The 22,587-nt window shown below is 70.7% G+C and carries 21 protein-coding genes; 12 read left to right on the top strand and 9 right to left on the bottom strand.

Translation table 11 applies throughout. From position 1 onward, the window contains the following. Positions 1–37: 37 nt before the first annotated feature. From ACFYY1_RS20910 to ACFYY1_RS20890, 5 genes are all read right to left on the bottom strand, one after another. A complete protein-coding gene (locus ACFYY1_RS20910; protein WP_388587516.1) occupies positions 38–1,063 on the bottom strand; it encodes an LGFP repeat-containing protein in 1,026 nt (341 codons plus the stop codon). Between the two features lie 53 nt (positions 1,064–1,116). Then, complete coding sequence (locus tag ACFYY1_RS20905) at positions 1,117–1,590, bottom strand: RICIN domain-containing protein (RefSeq protein ID WP_388587514.1); 474 nt, start codon at positions 1,588–1,590, stop codon at positions 1,117–1,119. Positions 1,591–1,715: 125 nt separating this feature from the next. Continuing rightward, on the bottom strand, positions 1,716–3,374 hold the full coding sequence (locus tag ACFYY1_RS20900) for a protein kinase (RefSeq protein ID WP_388587511.1): 1,659 nt from the start codon (positions 3,372–3,374) through the stop codon (positions 1,716–1,718). Beyond that, a complete protein-coding gene (locus tag ACFYY1_RS20895; RefSeq protein WP_388587576.1) occupies positions 3,371–4,195 on the bottom strand; it encodes a serine/threonine protein kinase in 825 nt (274 codons plus the stop codon). The genes ACFYY1_RS20900 and ACFYY1_RS20895 overlap by 4 nt, the downstream gene beginning before the upstream one ends. Positions 4,196–4,732: 537 nt before the next feature. Beyond that, positions 4,733–5,485, bottom strand: a complete 753-nt coding sequence (locus ACFYY1_RS20890) for a DUF4232 domain-containing protein (protein WP_388587508.1) — start codon at positions 5,483–5,485, stop codon at positions 4,733–4,735. A 271-nt stretch (positions 5,486–5,756) separates the two neighbouring features. Here ACFYY1_RS20890 and ACFYY1_RS20885 point away from each other — a divergent pair, with 271 nt between their 5' ends. The 8 genes from ACFYY1_RS20885 to ACFYY1_RS20850 all read left to right on the top strand — a co-directional run bounded on the left by ACFYY1_RS20885 (position 5,757) and on the right by ACFYY1_RS20850 (position 16,005). Next, on the top strand, positions 5,757–7,721 hold the full coding sequence (locus tag ACFYY1_RS20885; protein ID WP_388587506.1) for a hypothetical protein: 1,965 nt from the start codon (positions 5,757–5,759) through the stop codon (positions 7,719–7,721). A gap of 158 nt (positions 7,722–7,879) precedes the next feature. Next, complete coding sequence (locus ACFYY1_RS20880; protein ID WP_388587504.1) at positions 7,880–8,293, top strand: hypothetical protein; 414 nt, start codon at positions 7,880–7,882, stop codon at positions 8,291–8,293. Continuing rightward, the gene (locus ACFYY1_RS20875) at positions 8,290–10,077 is read left to right on the top strand and encodes an alpha/beta hydrolase (RefSeq protein ID WP_388587502.1); all 1,788 of its coding nucleotides are present in this window, start codon (positions 8,290–8,292) and stop codon (positions 10,075–10,077) included. The genes ACFYY1_RS20880 and ACFYY1_RS20875 overlap by 4 nt, the downstream gene beginning before the upstream one ends. Before the next feature lie 101 nt (positions 10,078–10,178). Beyond that, complete coding sequence (locus ACFYY1_RS20870) at positions 10,179–10,634, top strand: hypothetical protein (protein WP_388587499.1); 456 nt, start codon at positions 10,179–10,181, stop codon at positions 10,632–10,634. A gap of 264 nt (positions 10,635–10,898) precedes the next feature. Beyond that, a complete protein-coding gene (locus ACFYY1_RS20865; RefSeq protein WP_388587573.1) occupies positions 10,899–13,166 on the top strand; it encodes an alpha/beta hydrolase in 2,268 nt (755 codons plus the stop codon). After that, positions 13,163–13,768, top strand: a complete 606-nt coding sequence (locus ACFYY1_RS20860; RefSeq protein ID WP_388587496.1) for a hypothetical protein — start codon at positions 13,163–13,165, stop codon at positions 13,766–13,768. The genes ACFYY1_RS20865 and ACFYY1_RS20860 overlap by 4 nt, the downstream gene beginning before the upstream one ends. 232 nt (positions 13,769–14,000) lie before the next feature. Further along, complete coding sequence (locus ACFYY1_RS20855) at positions 14,001–14,996, top strand: bifunctional lytic transglycosylase/C40 family peptidase (protein ID WP_323185810.1); 996 nt, start codon at positions 14,001–14,003, stop codon at positions 14,994–14,996. A 277-nt stretch (positions 14,997–15,273) separates the two neighbouring features. After that, the gene (locus tag ACFYY1_RS20850) at positions 15,274–16,005 is read left to right on the top strand and encodes a phosphatase PAP2 family protein (RefSeq protein ID WP_388587493.1); all 732 of its coding nucleotides are present in this window, start codon (positions 15,274–15,276) and stop codon (positions 16,003–16,005) included. Positions 16,006–16,030: 25 nt separating this feature from the next. Here the strand turns inward: ACFYY1_RS20850 and ACFYY1_RS20845 are convergent, their stop codons facing one another. Both ACFYY1_RS20845 and ACFYY1_RS20840 read right to left on the bottom strand, forming a co-directional pair. Further along, a complete protein-coding gene (locus tag ACFYY1_RS20845) occupies positions 16,031–17,659 on the bottom strand; it encodes an FAD-binding oxidoreductase (protein WP_388587491.1) in 1,629 nt (542 codons plus the stop codon). A gap of 106 nt (positions 17,660–17,765) precedes the next feature. After that, positions 17,766–17,957 carry a hypothetical protein gene (locus ACFYY1_RS20840; RefSeq protein ID WP_388587488.1) on the bottom strand — a complete coding sequence of 64 codons (192 nt, stop codon included), beginning with the start codon at positions 17,955–17,957 and terminating at the stop codon, positions 17,766–17,768. Between the two features lie 133 nt (positions 17,958–18,090). On the opposite strand from ACFYY1_RS20840, the gene ACFYY1_RS20835 reads away from it, so the two are divergent. Both ACFYY1_RS20835 and ACFYY1_RS20830 read left to right on the top strand, forming a co-directional pair. Beyond that, positions 18,091–19,101 (top strand): hypothetical protein, encoded by a 1,011-nt coding sequence (locus ACFYY1_RS20835; RefSeq protein ID WP_388587486.1) that lies wholly within the window; start codon positions 18,091–18,093, stop codon positions 19,099–19,101. A 108-nt stretch (positions 19,102–19,209) separates the two neighbouring features. Next, the gene (locus ACFYY1_RS20830; protein WP_388587483.1) at positions 19,210–19,392 is read left to right on the top strand and encodes a hypothetical protein; all 183 of its coding nucleotides are present in this window, start codon (positions 19,210–19,212) and stop codon (positions 19,390–19,392) included. A gap of 42 nt (positions 19,393–19,434) precedes the next feature. Here the strand turns inward: ACFYY1_RS20830 and ACFYY1_RS20825 are convergent, their stop codons facing one another. After that, on the bottom strand, positions 19,435–19,785 hold the full coding sequence (locus ACFYY1_RS20825; protein ID WP_388587480.1) for a metal-sensitive transcriptional regulator: 351 nt from the start codon (positions 19,783–19,785) through the stop codon (positions 19,435–19,437). Positions 19,786–19,985: 200 nt separating this feature from the next. Between ACFYY1_RS20825 and ACFYY1_RS20820 the strand changes: the two genes are divergently transcribed. Next, entirely contained in the window at positions 19,986–20,606 is a 621-nt protein-coding gene (locus ACFYY1_RS20820) for a DUF47 domain-containing protein (RefSeq protein WP_072488031.1), read from the top strand. 5 nt (positions 20,607–20,611) lie between these two features. Continuing rightward, entirely contained in the window at positions 20,612–21,610 is a 999-nt protein-coding gene (locus ACFYY1_RS20815; RefSeq protein WP_376631797.1) for an anion permease, read from the top strand. A gap of 185 nt (positions 21,611–21,795) precedes the next feature. On the opposite strand, the gene pstB is transcribed toward ACFYY1_RS20815, so the two are convergent. Then, complete coding sequence (gene pstB, locus ACFYY1_RS20810) at positions 21,796–22,572, bottom strand: phosphate ABC transporter ATP-binding protein PstB (protein ID WP_388587478.1); 777 nt, start codon at positions 22,570–22,572, stop codon at positions 21,796–21,798. Positions 22,573–22,587: the final 15 nt, after the last annotated feature.

Genomic DNA, 22,587 nt, shown 5'->3' with positions numbered 1-22,587 from the left:
GATCTCATAGCTGTCTCCCCCTCAGGTGAGCGGTGCGTCAGTTGTCGGTGATCCAGGTGCCTTTTTCGGCGGTCCAGTGGATGGTGGCCTTCTGGAATTTCTGGGCTTTGCCGCCGCCTGGTTCGTCGGTTTCGTCGGTGAGGGGGTAGCCGAGTGCGGTTTCGTGTCCGGCGGCGTGGAAGGCGTCGTAGATGGCGCCGTGGACGGTGTGGGCGCCGGTCTGGGGGGACCAGAGGAAGAGTCCTCGTTCGAAGAACTGGTAGCGGCCCTTGGTGCCGTCGGGTGCTTGTGCGGCGTCGGCTTCGTCGGTGGTGGGGAAGCCCCAGCGGCGTTCGGCGTCGGTGTCCCAGAACTTGGTGAGGATGTCCCCGTAGATCGCGTGGGCCTCGTCCGGGTGCCAGATGATGATCCCGTTCTGGAAGAGCTGGAACCGTCCCCCGAGCGAGGAATTCTCCTCGGCGCGGACCGGCCAGCCGAGCGGCCCGTCGTGGCCGCCCATACCCGCGTACTTCGCGCCGATCGTGCCGTACGGCTGGAACGCCTCGGCCATCAACTCCCGGGCGTAGCCCTCCGCCTGCGGGTAGCGCTCGGGGTACGCGGAGCGCTGGACGGCCTGGGCCAGCTCGCCCGCGGTGTCCCAGTCGGGCTCCATCTGCTGGGCGACCTCGAAGAACTTGTTCGCCGCGTAGTCGACGTCGAGGCACTGGGCGGGTTCGCACCAGCCCATCGAGGGACGCTGCTGGAAGACCCCGAGCGAATCCCGGTCCCCGCACGCCAGGTTGTTCATCCGGGACTCGACCCAGCCCGTCTCGAAGCCGGCGAGCATCACCTTGTCGGACACGCCGCGGCGCTGCCCGACCTCGTACACCTTGCGGGTCACGGCGATGTCCCGGTCGGCCGGGATGTCGCAGTACAGCGCGGCCGGTGCGGCGTGCCCGAGGGGGCCCGGCACATCGCTCGCGCTCTGCGCGAATGCCGGGTTGCCGAGGCCGGTCACGGCGGCCAGTGCGACCAGCAGGGCCGCTGATCTCCGTATCGCGCGTCGTTCGGTAGAGCCACGCACGTGTCTGCTCCTTCGTGTGGGGGTGGGGGCGAGGAGGGACGGAGTCCCGGGTGTCAGATCCAGCTCTGGAACGGGGTGTCGTTGCACGGCCAGGTGCGGAAGCCCAGGGAGCTGTCGTCGATGCACCGCAGGGTGGCCTGGTTCTGGAAGCGGACGGTGCCGTCACCCCAGACCGTGACCCACCAGCTCTGCTCCGGGCTGGAGCTGCACGTGCCGACGGTGCGGAACCCGTTGTCGGTGTCCTCGACGCAGCGGCCCGTGTTCACGTTGCGCAGCTGGCGGGTTCCGTCGCCCCAAACCTTCACGTCCCACAGCTGCGGGGTGCTTCCGTTGCAGCTCCAGGTGCGGAATCCGTTGTCGGTGTCGTCCATGCAACGGCCCGTGGCCTGATTGCGGAAGCTCTGGGTGGCGTCGGCGGCCCGCACGGGGGACGGTGAGCCGTTCTCGGCGGCCAGAGCGCCGGAGGGTGCGGCCAGGGAAGCGAGGGCGAAGGTCCCGCCGAGCAGGAGTGAGCGCATAGCGCGCATGGGCGTTTTCCTCTTCCGTCCGGTGGTTCGGGCGAGTTGACGACGGACCGCAACGTAGTGGCGGGGTGCCGGGCCGCACATCCGGAACGATCCGGAGTGACAGCCCGCGACGCGAACGCCGAAACTCAACGAGCAGGCACGGACGCTGGTACGGAGGTGGGTGCCTGCGCGGGTACGGGCGTGGGCACGGGTGTGCCCGTGGGGCGCGGGCAGTCGGGGACCTGGGGGTGGTCCGCCGTACGCACGGCCGGCAGCCAGGCACTGGTGACGGCGGAGGCGGCGGAGGAGGAGGCAGCGGAGGCGGAGGAGGCGGACGAAGTGGACGAAGCGGTGGACCCGGCAGGCAGGCGGACGTGGTACCACTCGGTGGAGCTCGCGTCCGACTCGTCGATGATGGGGATCCCCCGGGCGAGGCGGCAGTCGACGGCAAGGATGTCGCCGTGCCACACCCGTACCGGTACAACGTTGTCGACGGTGTACGGCTGAAGCGGGTCGATCGCCAGGCCGAGGCTGCACTGCGGGTTCCGGTCCGTACGTACCCTGCATCCGTCGTCGGCGTTGAACACCCTGAGCCGGGCCGGTGGTTCACTTCCCGCGCCCGAGGCGCCGTCCCCGACGGTCCCGACGGCGTGCGACCAGACCGTCGCGGCCACCGAGCACACGGCGACGGCCACCAGGGCGGCGCGGGACCTCCACCGGCGGCGGGCGGGACGGGGCGCCGGCGACCGGGCGGTGATGCGCGCGAGGAGGCTCTCGGCGCTGTGCTCGGCACGGTCGGCGTGGGTCGGGGCCAGGCAGTCGGCGGCCAGGGCGCGCCAGAACGGCGGCAGCGCACCGGCGAGCCGCAGCGGTGCGCGCCCGTCGGCGTACTCCTGTACCGCCGCACCGCGCGCCACCGGCGTCGCGCCGGGGAACGGCGAGGCACCGGACGCGAACACCTCGTGGACCATGATGCCCAGGGCCCAGACGTCGGCACTGGGCCGGACCTCCACGCCGTGCTCGCCGAGCGGGGCCTGCCAGCGTTCGGGCGGGAGGTAGTCCAGGGTGCCCATCGGCGGCGCGTACCCGTGGGTGCCGTGGGTGCCGGTCAGCTCGGTGGCGAGCCCGAAGTCCGACAGCTTGAGCGCGCCGTCGGCCATCAGCAGGATGTTCTCCGGCTTGAGGTCGCCGTGCACCCAGCCGCTGCGGTGCAGATGGGCCAGGCCCTCGCAGATCCCGGCGAACAGCCGGGGGACGTCCGCTTCCGCGACGCCGGCATCGAACAGGTCACGCAGACTGCGCTCGGCCCGCTCCATCACCAGCACGATCGCACCGTCCAGGAACGGCCGGTCCGGGTCGCTGATCACGAGCGAGTCCAGCAGCCGGATCAGCCTGGGATGGCCGGCCCGGTGGCCGAGTTCGACCTCCCGCCGGGCGGTCTCCGCGACCTTGCGGGCCTGGCGCGGCGCGAGCCCCGCGGTCGGCAGGAACTTGAGCGCGACCTCCGCCGGCCGCGGTGCCGGACCCGGTCCCGTCTCCGTCTCCGGCTGCGGTGCCGGCCCCGGTCCAGCCTCCGGCCGCGGTGCCGGACCCAGTCCAGCCTCCGGCCGCGGTGCCGGCCCCGGTCTCGTCTCCGGCTGCTGTGGTGAGCGGGCGACCGGGCGGCCCGCGTACACCGTTGCCCAGCCGCCGGACGCGATCGGCTCGGTGACCTCCCAGCCGCCGACCCGGTAGCCGCGCGGAAGCAGCTCCGTACGTTCACTTCCCGCCCGGGGGCCGTGGCCCTCGGTGGGCCTGCCGCTCAACTGCCCGTCTCCCGCCCCCGGACGCGCGTGGTGGTGCGCGGCGGCAGCAGCGCCAGATGTTCTTCCCGTACGAGCCCGAACCGCAGCGCGACCCCGACGAGGGCCTCCCGCTTTCCGTTGCGGCGCGCCCCTCCGGAACCCTGCTCGGCCGGCGCGCTGATCCGCATCTTCTCCTCGGCGAGGTAGTCGATGTGCGAGCTGACCGCCCGCGCCTTCAACTGGCCGCACGAGGCGTGCCCCTTGAGCCGTTCGACGATCTGCGGAGTGGTCGGCACCGCGACCGGCGACTCGTCGCGCAGCCGGGGTTCGCAGAGGGCGACCAGGATCAGGAAGTAGAGGGCCGTCTCGTCCAGCGAGTACGCCATGACGGTGCGGCTGCCCCACTGGCCCGCCGCGCCGTCGGGGTCCGGCCAGGGGTCCAGATAGATGTGGTCGGGCGCGAACACCTGGAAGGAGACCGTGGTGTTGCGGCGGGTGGGCAGCACGACCCGGGAGAACTCGAAGGGGATGGGGGCGCCGGCCCGCCGGGGCGGGACCCGCAGATACTCTCCCGCGCCCTCCGGGTTCTCCACCAGGTAGCTCTGGGTCGTGCTGTGGTTGCTCAGCTGCCAGTGGTCGTCCGTCACCCGGATCTCGCCGGCCAGCCGTGAGATGGCTTCGTCGTCGAGGCGCAGTTCGACCGGGGTCGTCGCGGAGCCCCGCCCGAAACGCGCCACTTCCCCCGGTCCCAGCCGCAACGTCACCGGGTCGGCCGGGCCACCGGAAGGCACCCCTCCGACGTCGTCGCTCCTTCGCGGCAGATAGACCACGATCCCGCTCAGTGCACCCACCTCGCCCCCGTGTCGGTGACTCCCACTCCGGCCGAACGTTACCCATCCGGCTCAGCCGTCCCGGCCCGGATTCTGGTCGTTTTCGGACTGCTTCCGGACGGCCGCCGAGCTGCCCCCGGACCGTCCGCAGCGAGGCCGCGCCGGCCCGGGAACGGGCGTCGTCGGGACTCGTGCCGGGCGCCCAGCTTCAGGTTCTCGCGAAGGGGTGAGCACCCGGGCCCGACGGACTCCACGTTCAACTCGGCGTGAGGGAAGGGCCACTCACCGTGGAACACGACTTTGTCCGCTCCGACGAACTGGCTGGATTTGGCTCATCCGTTGGGTGGATCGGCTAGTCCGGCGGAGTCGCCGGTCGTCCCCGGTCGTCCCCGGTCGTCCCCGGTGCGGGGACGGGACGCGAGCGCAGCAGAGGGCCCGGATCCAGGATGATCCAGGCCCTCTGCGGTGTATGTGGTGTCAGCGGTGCGTACGACGAGGGGAGGGGAGGAACCGCGTCCCGCGGAGCTCGTCGTAACCCCTCGGTCAAGGTCAGTTGCCCGCCTGCTTCATGGAGTTCACCGCGTCGGCGACCGTGCCCTGGTACAGGCCCAGCTTCGGGTCGCCCACCTTGACGTCCGGGCCGAGGTCGAAGTTCTGCGTGTCCGCGTTGGCCATGTGGTCGCCGTCGGCCAGCACGTTCATCTCGTTGATCCAGGTCACGCCGCCCTTGCCGCCCGGGTTGAGGTCGATCACCGCGATGGCGGCCGTCTTGGGCTTGACCGGGTACGCGGGCGCGCCGCCCAGGCCGCCGGGAACTGCCGGCGTGATGTCGCCGCTGTGGTCCGAGGCCTTCGAGGCGCCCAGGCTGACCCGCGGGAAGTAGCTCAGGCCGCAGGAGTTGGCGCCGGTGTTGTTGACCTCGATCACGTGCTGGGTGGTCGAACCCTCCACGGGGTACACGCGCACCGACAGGTCCCCGCTCTGGCACGGGTGCTTGTAGGCGTAGCTGTCGCTGGTGTTGCCGCCCGACGTGCTGCCGCCGCCGGAGGTGCCGGAGCTGCCGGTCTTCGAGGTGCCCGTCTTCGTGGATCCGGTGTTCTGCGCGGCGTCGCCGGCCTTCTTGTCGTCCGTGGTCGTCGCCTCGGCGGACGGCTGGGAGGAGGAGACCGACGCGGTGTTGTCGGCCTGCCCGGCGGACTTCGTACCGGTCTCGTCGCCGTTGCAGGCGGTGAGGGCCAGGGCCAGGACCGCGGTGACGGCGCCGAGGGTGGCGGTGTGCTTGCGGCTGCGGAACGTACGCATGGAAATCTCCCAGGATGAGGGTGAGGCAAGGCCCGGATCCTGCGGCGAACCGCTCTCTCTGACCTCTTGACAACATAAGCATCCTGTGGGTCGCTCACGTTCTGCTGACGCCCCACTGACGTCCTGCTGACGTCCTCGAATGGGTGCCCACGGAGTGGACGCCCACGAAGCCGACGTCCCGAAACGACTGACAAGGAAACCTGGTGGTGTGTGGCCGGGGCGCCTGCCAGACTCCGCGCATGACTCATGGAATCGAGAACCACCCCGCCCGTTGAGCGCCCCGGAAGAGCGCGACGCGCTCACTCCCGCGCCCGCGCCCGCGTCCGCGCCCGCTCCAGCTCCCGCGCCCGCTCCCACTCCCGCTCTCTCGCTGTACGCCCTCGCCCTGCGCCTTCGTCGCGCGGAGCCCGGCGGCAGGCTCCCCGAGCGGGGATACGCGCTGCCGGACCCGCCGGAGCGCCGTCGCCTCCGGGCCAGAACGCCCTGGAAGGCCGTCTGCGCGGCCCTGACCGAGGTGCTGGCCCCTCTGACGGCCGCCTCGGACACGGCCAGGACCGAGGCGGACGCGGCTCGGGCCGCCCAGGAGATCCATCTGCGCCTCGCCGAACTGGGCGTTCGGGGCGGGCACGTCCAGTTCGTCGTCGCCAAGTTGCCGTTGGAGGACGAGGCCTGGGCTCGTGCGCTCGGCCGGTGCCTGACCCGTACGGGATCCGGTCCCATGGCGGTCTGCGTCGGCCTCGCTCTCCTGGCCCGCCTCGGTGAACCGGAGGACGTCCCCTGCCTCAGGACCCTCGGGCAGCTCCGGGACCTCGCAAGCCACGCCGTGCGGGCGCTCGACGCCATCGACAGGCCGACCGCGGCCCTGGTGTGGCTGGGCCATTACGCCAGTGGCCCGGAGCTGCGCGCCCTGGTCGATGCCCTCGCCGCCGGTGACGCGCCCTCCGCCCGGGGACGGCTGGACGCTGTGCTGCGGGAAGCGGGCTCAGTGGGGCCCGAGACCGCTCGCAGAGTCGCCGAGGCCGTCGGGCTGGCCGATCTCCTGCGGGAGGCCGGCGCCGGGGATCGGAGGCTGGTGGCCGGGGCGGGACGGCTGCTGCGCCGGATGTCGAGCGTGAACGACGACCGGGCCGAGATCCTCGCCTGCCCGGTGGCGGTCCGCCTCTTCGAAGCATTCGCCGTACGTGCTGCCGAACTGCCGCCCACCCTCGATCATTACGCGATCCTGCTGTCCGTCGCGCTCGAACTGCACAGCGGCCCGAGCCGTCTGCTGGAGTGGGGGACGGGCCGGCGCGAGGCGCTGCTGGACGGACTGGACTCCTTGCTGAGCCGACCGGTCTGGCGGGCGCTTCTGGCCAGCGAGCCCGCGCAGGACTCCGATCCCGGCTCCGACTCCGGCTCCTATTCCGACTCCGATCCCGACTCCGATTCCGGCTCCGGCTCCGATGGACGGAGGCGGGTGGAGTGGGCCCGCCGCACGGCCCGTCAGCCGTTCCGCCGCGATGTCGAACACGCGGCTTCGGCGGGCCGTCCGCCGACAGGGCGGTTGAGGATCGAGGCCACCGTGCTCGATCCCGTGGATCCGGACGTCGTCGAGACGCGCATTCTGATCGACGGGCTCCCCCTGGTACCGGCGGCCTTCGGCCGGGGCCCCGCGCACGCCCCGGAGTACCTGCTGGACAGCGGCCGCCTGCGGGCCACCGGCGAACCACGGGAAGTGCAGCTCGCGGAGGCGTACTGCACCGAGGGCTGCTGCGGTGCGCTGCACGTCACCATCCGCCGGGACGGGGACCACGTCGTCTGGTCGGACTGGCGCCGCCCGGCCCCGCCGCCCTCCCTGCTGCCCGCGCGAGAGCTTCCCGAGTACCGCTTCGAGGCCGCCGCGTACGACGCGGAGATCGAGCGTGCCGAGAACGACCACTCGTGGACATGGCCGGCCCGCAGGGCCGCCCGGCTCATCGCGGCGGGCCTGCGCGACCGACCGGAGCTGCTCACCCGCTGGGACGCGGAGCCGTGGTGGGTCGGTACCGACTTCAGGAACCGTGACCTCATCGCCGTCTCCCTCAGATGCCGCAACGGGCCGGCATCCGGGCAGGCCGGAGAGGAGACCCCCTGGCAGTACGTCATGTGGCAGATCCCGCCGGACGGGACCGCCCCCGAGGCCCTGGCCGCCGCCGCGCTCCGGCGCCTCGCCACGGTGGACCCGAGGACGTACGACGGGGGCGGCGGTCGCCGGTAGGGCGGGTGACCGTCCACCGTTCGGGTGATCCGCTCCGGGGGCGGCACGTCGGGAGGGCCGGTAACCATGGGCCGCTCCGCCGACCTGTGTCCGGGCACGTGGCGTGTCGCCCCCGCCGGATTTGGCACAGTGCCGCTCCGCGATCAAGGAACGGGCGGGTGGGCGCAGTGGCAGTGGTGGGACAACCGGCGGGCGGCGGCGGTGGCGGCAGCGGGGACGTACTGAAGCACAGCGGTGGTGCCTGGTTGCGGGCGGCCGGTGGCGCGGAAGGGATGTGTACGCACCTCGGCCCGGTGAAGTCGGAGCTGGAGACCGCGCACGAGGGTCTCCTCGCCGGGACCGGCGGACTGACCGCCATAGCGGAACTGGGCGCCGTACGGGAGTCGTGGACGCGGAGGTTCGAGGCGGCGCGCGGGGAGTGCCGGGCGCTGGCCGGGAAACTACGGGCCGTCGCCCGGATCCAGGGCGAGACGGACGAGAGCGTGAAGTCCGCCCTGGCTTCGGTGTCGCCGTCGCCGTCGCCGTCGCCGTCGCCGTCACCGTCGCCGTCGGGCCGGGGCGAGGCGCGATGACGCTGACCTGGGCACAGTTACGGGACCTGAAGTGCGGCGAACTGGAGGGCGCGGCCGACGGGTGGGGCAGGGCGAGCAACCGCGCCGACGCGGGCCGGGACCGGATCGAGAAGCAGCTGCTGAACGGGTTGCGCGAAACGCAGCGCGGCGAGGCGGCGAAGGCGGCGGTCGGACGGCTGCGGCAGATGGGCCGGAACCTGGGTTACCTCTACACGGAGTGCGGCCTGCTCCGTACGACGCTGAACAGCCTGGCCCACGAGCTGCGCACCCAGCAACGGGCGTTGCGGGAGGCGCTGGAAGACGCGGAGGCCCTGAAGTTCACCGTGCGCGGGGACGGTTCGGTGACGTATCCGGCGGCGGGCGAGGGCCTGGTCGACGGCAGGCCGCTGCCGGGCGGCACGGCGACGGCGGGGGCCGTGGCGCCCGGCCTGCACGCGCCTTCGGGCCTGGTCGCCCCCAACCCGAACGCGGCGAAGGCGCGGGACATCGCGGACCGGGTCGCGAAGGCCGTACGGACGGCGGCCGAGATCGACTGGCGGTATGCCCGGATCCTGCGGAGGCTGAAGGCCGAAGAGGGTCTGAAGGTCCCGGACTCGACGTGGCAGGACGCGGCGGGCGACGCGGCAGCGGTACGCGACGCGGCACGCGGTTACCTGAGGGACGCGATCCCGTACAACGCGTCCCCGGCCGAGCGGAAGTCCTGGTGGTCTGCCCTGACGGACGAACAGCGCGAGGAGTACCTCGCGGTGTACCCGGACCGGATCGGCAACCTGGACGGCATTCCGGCACTGGTACGGGACGCGGCGAACCGGGACAACCTCCAGCTGCTGATGGGGAAGCTGGAGGGGCGGGACGATGCGAAGTCGCAGACGCAGTTGGAGGCGCTGCGGGAGATCGACCGGCAGCTGCGGGCGGGCAGCCGTCCTCCGATGTACCTGCTCGGCATCGGGGACGAGGGGAACGGGCGGGCGATCGTCTCCTTCGGGAATCCGGATACGGCGAAGAACGTGGCGGCCTATGTCCCCGGGCTGAACACTTCCTTGGACAAGGAATTTGCGACAGGTGACATCAAGCGCGCTTGGGACACCGCCAAGGGCGCTCACAAGTACGACCATTCCAGTGCGGCCATCACCTGGCTCGGATATGACGCGCCGCAGTCGCCGGACGGCATGTCCAGCCTGTCGGTGGCGGGAACGAAGAGAGCCGAGGAGGGCGGGGTCGCCTTCAACGGGTTCATGGCCGGGCTGTCGGCCACCAACGAGACCGGGGACCCGCATCTCACGGCGATCGGGCACTCCTACGGATCGCGCACCGTGGGAGCCGCGACGCAGCATGACGGTGGCATCCCGGGGGTCGATGACATCGTCCTGGTCGGCAGCCCGGGGGTGGGTGTCGACCGCGCGGAGGACCTCGGAGTCGGCAAGGACCATGTATTCGTCGGAGCGGCCGAACACGACGTGGTGACCAAGGTCCCGTCCGGGCAGGAGAGCCTGGTCGGCGCACTGGGAACGATCGCTGCCGGTCCGGTGGTCGGGTATCTGGCGGGGGACATCGCCGACCAGGGGGACGACGACATCTGGTTCGGCAAGGATCCGGCGAGCGAGGCATTCGGCGCCCGGCGTTTCCCCGTGAATGAGGGACCTCCCCTGGTCGGCCTGCACGGCCCCTCGCTCGATGCGCACTCCCAATACTTCAGCCCGAAGAAGGACTCCGTGTCCGCAGACAGCATCGCGCTGATCGCTGCGGGGAGATCTCGCGATATCCAGATGGAGGAACCCCGGTGAAGTCCCGGTTTCGGGCTTCTGGCGCGGCGTTGGCGTTGTGCCTGACGCTTTCCGGTTGCGCAAGGGAAATTGCCTCACCAGGTCCGGGAGGGCTGGAGAAGATGGACATGCAGGCTGCGGCAGATCGAGCCGATCAACTGCTTGATGCCGTACTGGGGGAGATCAAACCGGAAGTTCAGTGGGCGCACGGGCCGACCAGTACGGGTAGCTGCGATGTGTCTCGTATGCGCGTGGTCATGACCGTTGTGTCCGAAGGGCGCAGGGGCAGCTTCCTCGGTGTGGTGGACCGCTTCTGGCGCCGGAGCGGGTACCGGATCAGGGCCGTCAACAAGAATGCGGATGTTCCGGCGATCTATGCGCAGACGAAGGACGGCTTCGGAGTCAGCCTCAGCATCGGTGGCGCGGGGCAGGCGTTCTTCGAGGTGGACAGCCCCTGCGTGAAGGAGTCGGAGGTCGCCGAGTCCACCACGCCGCCCAACGGTCCCGGCTACGACGGCGTCTACCCGCTTCCCCGCCCCAGCGTCCGCTCCCCCTTCTGGTCCGCCGGAGCGCCCTGACGCATCGTCAGTGCCCTCAATGACCCGTAACGGACCGGTCGGTGACAGTACGTGATGGGTCGCGGGTGCGACGTTGAGCCCGGCATTGGGTCCTGGGGCCCATGCCGGGTCTGCGCTGCTGTGGTCGCATACGGATACCGGGGGGAACTGTCGCTGCGCCCACTCACAAAGCTGGGGAGACTCGCCGTGTCTGGCATACGAGAACTAGCGGTACCGGGTGGTGCTGACGTGAGCACCGCCAAGGTCCCTCCGGGCAGGCAGCCACTGTCGCGCCCCTTGCAGGCGGTACTGATTCTCGTCCGATTGCTCTTCGTTCTCACGGTCGTGGGCGCGTTCGACGCATTGGTCGTGGCCTCGTCCGTCGACGCGGTGGACGGCCGGTTGCTGGGCATGGTGCTGTACGCGTCGCTGCCCGGCGTCGTCGGGTTCGTGTTGTCGCTGTACCTGCGGACCGGGGGTGTCTGGATCCGGCGCGGGCTCCTGGCCGTGAGCGCCTGGCTCCTGCTCGGTGCGCTGGCGACGCTGAACGACGCGGAGAACGGCCGGGGCGTGACGCAGCTGGTGCTGCCCGTCGTCATCCTCGTCCTGCTGTTCCGGTCCAGCTCCCGCGCATGGTTCAGGCTCGCCCCCGAACAGCGCGTCGAGCACCGGCCGTTCGGCGTCGTACGACGACTGCTCAAGGCGCGTCGGGACAACGGCCAGACCGCGATGGAGTACCTGGGCATGATCCTCGTGGTCGTGGCCCTCATCGGCGGGCTGGTGGCCACGGGAATCGGCGGGCAGGTGTCCGGTCAACTCCGCAACGCCATCTGCCAGCTGACCGGAAGCGCCTGCCCGCCCCCCGGTGCCATCGCCGGCGGCGGCAGCGGGAACGAGAACGGCAGCGGGGGCGGGAACGGCAGCGGCAGCGGCGGGAGTGCCGGGACCGAGGGCGCGACCGTGACCGGCGGAACGGGCTCCGGCGGGGCGGACGCGACCGGTGGCAGCGGCTCCGGGGGCAGCGGCTCCGGTGGGGGCGATGCCTCGGGCGGTTCCGGTGGTGCCGGTGGCGCTGGTGGTTCGGATGGAACCGGTGGTTCTTCTACAGAAGTCAACGCGGGTAGACAAAACCCGGCTCCCGGTTCCACCGACGAATCGAAGGGCGGCTTCCTCACCGGAGTCGTGGGCGACGACGGTCTGCTGGGCGACGTCACCGGGGCCATCGACACCATCGCGCACCCCGTCGACACCGCCAAGGGCGTCGTCGACCAGTACGCGCAGGCCGCGAACAAGGCCGGCGACAAGTGGGACAAGGGCAAGTACATCCAGGCCGCCTGGGACGTGACCAAGGGTTCCGGCGGAGGCGGCAGCGCGCTCACCGGGCTGCCCGGGTCCGGAACCCGCGTCGAGTCGGCGGTACGGGACGGGGAGCGGCAGTACCTCGACGAACGCATCCCGCGCGGTGGCAGCGCGGCCGGCCGCAAGTACTGGTGGAACGGGCTGACGCAGGAGCAGCGCGACCGCTACCTGGAGCTCCTCCCGGACCAGATCGGCAGCCTGGACGGGATTCCCGTCGCGGACCGGGACACGGCCAACCGCCGCAACCTGCCGAACCTGATCTCGAAGCTGGAGGGCAAGACCGACAAGACGTCGAAGGAGCAGCTGGCCGGGTTGCGGGAGATCGACCGGCAGCTGAAGGAGGGCAGCCAGCCCCCGATGTACCTCATCGGCATCAGCGACGAGGGCAACGGCCGGGCGATCGTCGCCTACGGGAACCCCGACACCTCGAAGAACGTGTCGGCCTACGTGCCGGGGCTGAACACCTCCCTCGACGAGGAGTTCGCGAAGAACGACCTCAAGCGCGCCCGTGACACCGCGATCGGCGCCCAGGGCTACGACCCGTCCAGCGCGGCGATCGTCTGGCTCGGGTACGACGCACCGCAGACGCCGGACGGGCTGAGCAGCCTGGCGGTCGCGGGCACCGGCCGGGCCAAGAAGGGCGGCGCCGCGTACTACGACTTCATGGGCGGCATCGCGGCCACCAACCAGAACAAGGACCCGCACATCACGGCCATCGGGCACTCCTACGGTTCGCGCACCGTCGGTGCCGCGACCCAGAAGCTCGGGGGGATCCCGGGGGTGGACGACATCATCCTGGTCGGCAGCCCCGGAGTGGGCGTGGACCGTGCCGTGGACCTCGGGGTCGGGGCCGAGCACGTCTTCGTCGGAGCCGCGGAGAACGACCCGGTGACCAAGCTCCCGTCCAAGACCCAGGTCGTCGTGGGCGGCATCGGGATGATCCTGGGCGGTCCGGCCGGGGCGTACGCCGCAGGGGACCTCGCGGACCCGGGCGACGACGACCTCTGGTTCGGCAAGGACCCGGCGAGCAAGGCGTTCGGGGCCAAGCGGTTCCCGGTGGACCCGGGCAAGCCCATGAGCTTCGACTCGCACTCCAACTACTTCAACCCGGTACGGGACGCCATGTCCGCCGACAGCATCGCCCTTATCGTGTCGGGACACTCCGACCGGCTCAAGATGGAGGAACAGCGATGAGGCGCAGGTTCCAGATCGCCGCGGTGGCTCTGGCCGTCGGCTTCACGTTGTCCGCCTGCGGCAGCGAGAAGGCGCAGACGGGTGCGGACACGGGCACGACGGCCACCAAGAGCACCAAGAGCGACAAGAGCACCAAGGGGAACGACATGAACATGCAGGAGGCCGCCGACCGGGCCGACGGCATGCTCGACGACGTACTGAAGGCGATCGACCCCGAGGTGCAGTGGGCCCACGGCCCGACGACGAAGGGCAGCTGCGACGTGACGCGCAGGCGCACCGTGATGACCATCGTCTCCGCGGACCGGCGGCAGGGCTTCCTGGACCAGATCGAGAAGTTCTGGCGCGCCGGCGACTACCGCATCAAGGCGAAGAACAAGGACGAGCAGTTCCCGGCCGTCTACGCGGTGTCGAAGGACGGCTTCGGCATCAGCGTGAGCATCCGGGCCAAGGGGCAGGCATTCTTCGAGGCGGACAGTCCCTGTGTGAAGGAGTCGAAGGTCGCCGACTCCACGTCGAAGCCGAACGGGCCCGCGTACAAGGGTGTCTACCCGCTGCCGAGTCCCAACGTGCGCTCCGACTTCTGGTCCGCCGGAGCCTCCTGAAGGTCCCTCGGCCCTTCAGTGGCCCGGTCACTCGGTGCGCCGGTCGATCCGCCCGGTGCACCGAGTGCGCCGGGCAGAAGGCTCCGTGCACCGAGTGCGCCGGGCAGAAGGCTCCGTGCGCCGGATTGGCCGACCGATGAGCCCCGATGACCCGGAAGACTCGTACACACCCTCGAAAACGGCCATGAACACGTCCCGGATGGGGGATGGTTGAGGCGTGCGGAAATTCTGGGTGGTCGGTGGCATCGGTGTCGGCATGGCCATGTGCTTCGTGGCGCTGCTCGTCGTCGGTACGTACTCCGCCGCCGCCGGACTCGCAGGTTCCGGTGGCGGCGGAGCCGTTGCGCTGGCCAAGGGGGCCGTGCCCGCGAAGTACCAGTCGCTCGTGCAGAAGTGGGGCAACCTCTGCTCCGCCATCAACCCGGCCCTGCTCGCCGCCCAGCTCTACCAGGAGAGCGGGTGGAACCCCCGGGCCGAGAGTCCCGCCGCCGCGCAGGGCATCGCCCAGTTCATCCCCGGCACCTGGGCCGGCCACGGGATCGACGGGGACAAGGACGGCGACCGGGACGTATGGGATCCGGCCGACGCGATCCCGTCCGCCGCCTCGTACGACTGTGAACTGGCCGGGTACGTGAAGAAGGTGCCGGGCGATCAGACGGACAACATGCTGGCCGCGTACAACGCCGGCGCGTACCGGGTGATCCGGGCCGGCGGTATCCCGGACATCTCGGAGACCCAGAACTACGTCACCATCATCCGTTCCCTGGAGAAGAGCTTCGCCAGGCCCGTCGGGCGCGTACAGCCCTCGGAGCAGGCGGCCGGGGCGATCTACTTCGCGCAGAAGAAGCTCGGTACGCCGTACCTCTGGGGCGGGAACGGCACGCCCGAGCAGAACGGGCGGTTCGACTGCTCGGGGCTGACCCAGGCCGCGTACCGGACCGTGGACATCGAGCTGCCCCGGGTGGCGAACGACCAGTACAACGCCGGGCCGCACCCCTCCCGGGACGAGCTGCTCCCCGGCGACCTGGTCTTCTTCTCGAACGACCTGGGCAACTCGCGGGCCATCCACCACGTGGGGATCTACGTCGGCGGCGGGTACATGATCAACGCTCCGTACACCGGGGCCGTGATCCGGTTCGACAAGATCGACGCGCCCGACTACTTCGGCGCGACGCGCGTGACCAAGGACGGGGCCGCCGCCCTTCCGACGGCCCGGCCGGCGGCGTGACGCGGGGACGGCTGTGGCCGGAACTCTCCGTGAAGCCTGGGCCCTGAGCTGCGACGACTCATCACTCTTCGATAACGTCATGGTGATCATTCGGTGGAGAGCGGAACGCGGGCACAGGGGGCGTCGTTCCCTGGGGGGACCGGAGCGACCGCGTACCGGTTCGTGAAGCACTGAATGAAGCACTGAATTACGTAGTGACCGGACCGACACGGGGGTTCGTCAAAGCGGTGCACACGGGTGTGCCCGCGGCAGCAGACAAGGCAAGGGGCCGCAGCAGATGGCTGGACTCGCAATGGATGGGTCGAACCCCGATGTCAGCCTGCTCTACGACATCAACGGACTCGCGAAGTCCGCTCCCACCTGGTTCGACCGGGTCATGGAGTTCGTCGGTGAGTACGGAATCATGCTCGGCATGGTCCTCGTGGGCCTGTGGTGCTGGTGGAGCGTGCGCCGGCGCGGCACGGCCGACGACTCGACGGCCGCGGTCTCCGGCCTCGTCTGGGCGCCGCTCGCCGCCGGGATCGCGCTCCTGATCAACATTCCGATCCGCGGATTCGTGCACCGGCCCCGCCCGTTCAAGGACCATCAGGGGCTGGACGTCCTGGTGACGGGGAAGAACGACTTCTCCTTCGTGAGCGATCACGCCACGATGGCGATGGCCCTGGCCGTCGGGATCTTCGTGGCCAACCGGAAGTTCGGCATCGCCGCGATCGCGCTCGCCCTCCTGGAGGGCTTCTGCCGGATCTACATGGGCGTCCACTACCCGACCGACGTCGTCGGCGGATTCGCGCTCGGCACCGCGGTCGCCCTGCTGCTCGCCCCGCTGGCGATGATGCTGCTGACCCCGCTGGTGGCGGCAGTCTCGCGGTCGGACCGGTTCGGGTGGCTCGTACGGTCGCGCCGGCCGGTTCCGGTGGCGACGGCCGGAGGCTCCGCCGAAGCGTTCGGAATCCCCGAGCCGAGGCCGGGCACGGGCGGCGGCGACGGCGAGAAGGACCTCGCGGCCTGAGCGCCGACAGCGCTCGGAGTGCTTCTCAGAGTGCCTGCGGGAAGGCGAAGAGGCGGTCGGGGTCGTACTGCTTCTTCAGACCGGCGAGGCGGTCGGCCGCCGAGCCGTAGTAGGCCCGGCGCCAGTCGGTGAGCGCCGGGTCGGTGTAGTTCTGGTACGCCGCTCCCGACGCGTGCCGGCGCATCGCCGCATGAGTGTTTTTCAGCCAGTCCTGCTGGGCGGTGCCCGTCGTGCCGGGGCTCCAGGAACCGATGTACTGCGCGAGCACCCGCGAGCCCCGGTGGACGAAGGCCGTCGACTGCGCGGAGACCCGGTTGATCGCGCCGCCGAGCGCGGTGAGCGCGATGGAGCCGCCGCCCCCGGACTGCGTCACCGGAATCCGGGTGAACGCCTCGGTCCGGTCGAGCAGGGCCTGCACGCCCGCCGGGGACAGCGAGCGGTCGTAGAAGTCGGACGCGGCGGCGTACGTCTCGCGCTGGAGCGTGCCCTGCGTGGTGCGGCCGGGTGTCGTCCCCGGCAGATGGCACTGGGCGTCGGTGATGCCCGAGCAGTTCGCGTACACGAGCATCGACTCCTGGTAGCTGCGGCGGCGCAGCGACACGGAGGAGGCCGAGGCGCCGATCCGGTCGGCCAGGCGGTCGACGGCGTTCTGCAGGTCGCCGTACGTACTGAGGCTGAACGCGGCGACCGAGACGGTCGGGTTGCCGCCCCCGGGGCCGGCGGCGAGGTGCGCGGAGGACCAGATCTCGTCGGGCTGGTCCGGGCCCCACTCCTGCCAGGCCGAGATGACGGACCGGGCGCGCGACCACGGCCACGACATGTACGCGGTGACGGTCTGCGGGACCTGGCGGGTGCGGAACGTCAGCCCGGTGACCACGCCGAAGTTGCCGTTGCCCGCGCCGCGCAGTGCCCAGAAGAGGTCCGGGTGGTGCCCGGCGTCCACGGTGAGGGTCTTGCCGTCGGCCGTGACGAGCGTCGCCGCGGTCAGGCTGTCGCAGGTCAGGCCGTACGCGCGGGAGGCGACGCCGTGGCCGCCGCCGAGGGTGAGGCCGGAGATGCCGACGGTGGGGCAGGAGCCGCCGGGGATCGTCAGGCCGCTGCGGGCGAGGCCCTGGTAGACGTCGATGAGCTTGGCACCCGCGCCTATCGTGCCGTCCGTCCCGACCCGGGAAAGTGACGAGACGTCGACGACGAGGCGTCCGTTCCCGCTCGACCAGCCCGCGTACGAGTGGCCGCCGCTGCGGATGGAGACGGGGGTGCCCGTGCGGCGGGCGAAGGCCAGGCACTCGCGGATGTCCGCCTCGTGCCGGACATAGGCGACGGCGGCGGGCTTCAGGCCGTCGAAGCGGGTGTTGTAGAGCTGACGGGCGGTCGCATAGGCGGCGTCCTGGGGGCGTACGAGGCTGCCGTCGAGGCTCCTGGCCAGGGCGGAGAAGTCCGCCGGTCCGGTGGGGGCGGACTTCGACGGGGCCGGTGGGGCGGGGGAGGCACCTGTGCTGCCCGAGGTACCGGAGCCGTCGGAGGTGCCGGCGGCGTCGGACGGGCCCGTGGAGCCGCCGGAAGTGCCGCTGCAGGCGGTGACGGTGGCGCCGGCGAGCGCGGCGGCGCCCGCGGTGAGGAGGGTGCGCCGGGCGGGCAGGGGCGGCAGGTTCATCGGATCTCCGAGTCTTGGCGCTCATGGGCCGGCCGGCGGTGGCTGGGGGAGGCCGGGCGTGGGGGGATCGGCTGCAGAGGTGGAGGCCGGGCGTGGGGGAGCGGGATCAGGGTGCCGCCGTGCGGTGCTCCGCGGCATCCGTGCGTGCCCGGTCCCTGGAGCGGCGGGCCGGGCCGGACCAGCCGCAGGCGCAGCGTGCGGTGCAGAAGGAACCGCGCTCCACCGTGGTGGGTTCGTGCCCGGCGGACGTGGCGGTGGGGGCGGTCGGCGGGACCTCGTCGGTGCGTCGGTCATACACCCGTCCACGGTACTGGCCACGGCCACCCGGCGGTGTGCCCGGTGGGGGCGGCGTGACGGGGGACACGGGTTGTCGTTATGCGGAACGGATGGGCCTCTCGGGCAGGCGTCACGGCGTTGGGGGTTGGCAGGCGATGGTGGTGTGGCAGCACAGGTCCAGAGGCGGGGCGCGCGCTGTCTGCGCCCTTGCCGTGGTGGGCGTGATGGCGGCGACCGCCGGATGCTCGGCGGGCGGGGGCGGTGACCCGGCCGTGGCCGACGAACGGGGCGGGGCCGACTCCCTCGACGCGGTCCGCCGCGCGGCGGCGGTGCTCGCGGGGACGGTGAGCGGGTCGGGAACGGTGGCGGTGGGCCCTGCTGGTTCCCCGGCCTCTCCTGGTTCCTCGGCAGCTCCCGGCCCCTCGGCCGGCGCCGCCTCCAAGGCCGCCTCCGACTCCGGGGCCGCCTCCGACTCCGGGGCCGCCTCCGACTCCTCCGCCGTCGCCGGGACCGCCGAGGTGCTGACGTCGATGGAGACCGCGGCGGGCGGGACCCGGGTGACCATCCGGGGCCGGGGGGCGTACGACTTCCGCAACCGGACCGGCCGGCTCACCGTCGTGCTGCCCGAGGACGCCGCCGGTGAGGACGAGCACCGCCCCATCACCGAACTGCTGGCCCCCGGCGCGCTCTACATGATGAACCGCGGGGCCGGAGTGCCCGCCGACAAATGGGTCAGGGTGGACACGACGACCCTGGAGGACGGCAACCTCGTCACCGGCGGGGTGACCGATCCGATGGCCGCCGCCGAACTGCTGCGCGGGGCGCGGCAGGTGACGTACGTGGAGAAGACCGTGCTCGCCGGGGTCCCCGTGCGGCACTACCGGGGGACGGCGGACATCGGGCTGGCCGCGCGCGAGGCCGCGCCCGGATCGCGCGGGGCGCTGGCCGCGGCAGCGAAAGGGTTCAGCAGGGACACGGTGCCGTTCGACGCGTACCTCGACGAGCAGGGGCGGCTGCGCAAGGTGCGCCACCGGTTCAGCTTCGCCAACGAAGGGCCGGCGGTGGAGGTGGTGTCGACCACACTGCTGTACGGGTTCGGGGTGCCGGTCTCCGTCCGGCTGCCGGACGGCCAGGACATCTACACCGGGCGGATCCGGCAGGAATAGCCGACGTAGGCATGCCGGCACCGGTGAAATGGTCCGTCCGTGCCATGCGCGGTGTGCGGTCCGCTCCCTACGCTAGGAAGCCGGTGACGGCAGTGAGAGGCGAGTGACGTGGTGACGCTCAGCGCGCGGACCGTATCCGACCATGTGGCCCTCGCCGAGATCGAGCTCTGCGGTGAGCTGATGATCGCCGCGTCGGCCGCGATCGGGGAACGGCTCAGCGCGGACCGTATCGACGAGGTGCTCAACGTCCACGCGATGACCGATCGGGCCACCGTCCCCCGGCAGGGATGACACCGGGGGTGAGCGCGGCGCCTGCGGCCCCGGCCTTCGCCATCAGGTGCGCAGCAGCCGGGCGATCGCCTTCGTGGCCTCCTCGACCTTGGCGTCGATCTCCTCGCCGCCCTTGACCGCCGCGTCCGCGACGCAGTGCCGCAGGTGCTCCTCCAGCAGCTGGAGCGCGAACGACTGGAGCGCCTTCGTGGACGCCGATACCTGGGTCAGTATGTCGATGCAGTAGACGTCCTCGTCGACCATGCGCTGGAGGCCGCGGATCTGGCCCTCGATCCGGCGCAGCCGCTTGAGGTGCTCGGCCTTCTGGTGGTGATAACCGTGTATGCCCCGGTCGTGATCGGTGATGGGGGATTCCGTCTCCGCGGCGGTCCCGGCGGCCTCGGTGGTGGTCATTGCTGCCTCCCGTTTTCCCTTTACCCTGCCGTTTATATACCCCTGGCGGGTATATCCTAACGAATTCATCTGAAACGTGACCGGGGGCCCGTGCTGATCACTGTGCCTGATGCGCGACACTGAAGAACGCCGGTTAGCCGTGGCCGGATGATGCGCCTAGCATCAGCCTGACCGAATCCAAAGCACCCCGAGGACCCCACGTGCGCTTTCGTCTGACCCCCAGGGAGACGAGCTTCTACGACATGTTCTCCGCATCCGCGGACAACATCGTCACGGGCTCGAAACTCCTGATGGAACTGCTCGGGGCGGACTCTGCCTCCCGAGTCGAGATCGCGGAGCGCATGCGGGCAGCGGAGCACGCGGGGGACGATGCCACCCACGCGATCTTCCACCAGCTGAACTCCTCTTTCATTACGCCGTTCGACCGTGAGGACATTTACAACCTCGCGTCGTCGCTCGACGACATCATGGACTTCATGGAGGAGGCCGTCGACCTGGTCGTGCTCTATCAGGTCGAAGAACTCCCCAACGGCATTGCCCAGCAGATCGAGGTGCTGGCCCGCGCGGCCGAGCTGACCGCCGAGGCGATGCCGGGGCTGCGCACGATGGACAATCTCACCGAGTACTGGATCGAGGTCAACCGTCTGGAGAACCAGGCCGACCAGATCCACCGCAAGCTGCTCGCTCATCTCTTCAACGGCAAGTACGACGCCATCGAGGTGCTGAAGCTCAAGCAGATCGTGGACGTGCTGGAAGAGGCGGCCGACGCGTTCGAGCACGTCGCCAACACGGTGGAGACCATCGCGGTCAAGGAGTCCTGAACCACGTGGACACCTTTGCGCTGATCGTGACCATCGGTGTCGCGCTCGGCTTCACGTATACGAACGGTTTCCACGACTCGGCGAACGCCATCGCCACGTCCGTCTCCACGCGTGCCCTCACCCCGCGCGCGGCGCTCGCGATGGCCGCGGTGATGAACCTGGCCGGTGCGTTCCTCGGCAGCGGTGTCGCCAAGACCGTCAGCGAGGGCCTGATCGCGACGCCCGAGGGCGCCAAGGGGATGGGAATCCTCTTCGCCGCGCTCGTCGGCGCGATCATCTGGAACCTCGTCACCTGGTACTTCGGCCTGCCGTCCTCGTCCTCGCACGCCCTGTTCGGCGGCATGGTCGGCGCGGCGCTGGCCGGCGGGACGCTGGTGCACTGGGACGGGGTGCTCGACAAGGTCGTCATCCCGATGTTCGTCTCGCCGGTCATCGGCCTGGTCGTCGGCTATCTGGTGATGGTCGCGATCATGTGGATGTTCCGGAAGGCCAACCCGCACAAGGCCAAGCGCGGCTTCCGGATCGCGCAGACGGTCTCGGCCGCCGGCATGGCGCTCGGCCACGGTCTCCAGGACGCGCAGAAGACCATGGGCATCGTGGTGATGGCCCTGGTCATCGCCGACGTCGAGAGCCCGAGCGACCCGATCCCGGTCTGGGTGAAGCTGGTCTGCGCGCTGATGCTCTCGCTGGGTACGTACGCGGGTGGCTGGCGCATCATGCGGACGCTCGGCCGGAAGATCATCGAGCTGGACCCGCCGCAGGGGTTCGCGGCGGAGACCACGGGCGCCTCGATCATGTTCGGCTCGGCGTTCCTGTTCCACGCGCCGATCTCCACGACGCATGTGATCACCTCCGCGATCATGGGTGTGGGCGCCACGAAGCGGGTGAACGCCGTCCGCTGGGGTGTCGCCAAGAACATCATCCTGGGCTGGTTCATCACGATGCCGGCTGCGGCACTGGTCGCCGCGGCGAGCTACGGGGTCGTGGTCCTGCTCTTCGGCTGACGGCTGACGGCTGACGGCTGACAGCCGTCGGCCGGTGGCTGACGGGCGTCGGCCACCGGGACTCGGCGGTGCGTGCGTGCGCACGTACGGAAATGGGGCCGCCCCCACTCCCTTCGCGGGAGTGGGGGCGGCCCCTTCGCCTTGTGGTGGCACCGCCATGCAGCACCCCAAGGCCGTCTGGGGGTCTATCCGAAGCGGCCCGAGATGTAGTCCTCGGTGGCCTGGACGGACGGGTTGGAGAAGATGCGTTCCGTCTCGTCGATCTCGATGAGCTTGCCGGGCTTGCCGACCGCCGCGAGGTTGAAGAACGCCGTGCGGTCCGAGACCCGGGCCGCCTGCTGCATGTTGTGCGTCACGATGACGATCGTGAAGCGCTCCTTCAGCTCGCCGATCAGGTCCTCGATGGCGAGGGTGGAGATCGGGTCCAGGGCGGAGCACGGCTCGTCCATCAGCAGCACGTCCGGCTCGACCGCGATCGCGCGGGCGATGCACAGACGCTGCTGCTGACCGCCGGAGAGACCGGAGCCGGGCTTGTTCAGCCGGTCCTTGACCTCGTTCCAGAGGTTGGCGCCGCGCAGCGACTTCTCGACGATCTCGGGCAGCTGGCTCTTCTTGTACGAGCCGTTCAGCTTGAGACCGGCCGCGACGTTGTCGAAGATCGACATCGTCGGGAACGGGTTCGGGCGCTGGAAGACCATGCCGACCGTGCGGCGCACGGTGACCGGGTCGACGTTCGACCCGTAGAGGTTCTCGTCGTCCAGCAGCACCTTGCCCTCGACGCGGCCACCGGGGGTGACCTCGTGCATGCGGTTCAGGGTGCGCAGGAAGGTGGACTTGCCGCAGCCGGACGGGCCGATGAAGGCGGTCACGGAGCGGGGCTCCACGGTCATCGAGATGTCCTCGATGGCGAGGTGGGAGCCGTAGTAGGCGGACAGACCGCTGACGTCGATGCGCTTGGCCATCTGAATCACTGCTTC

This window comes from Streptomyces sp. NPDC001890 (assembly GCF_042891445.1).
Lineage (GTDB): Bacteria > Actinomycetota > Actinomycetes > Streptomycetales > Streptomycetaceae > Streptomyces.
This window is presented reverse-complemented; position numbering and strand designations above follow the sequence as displayed.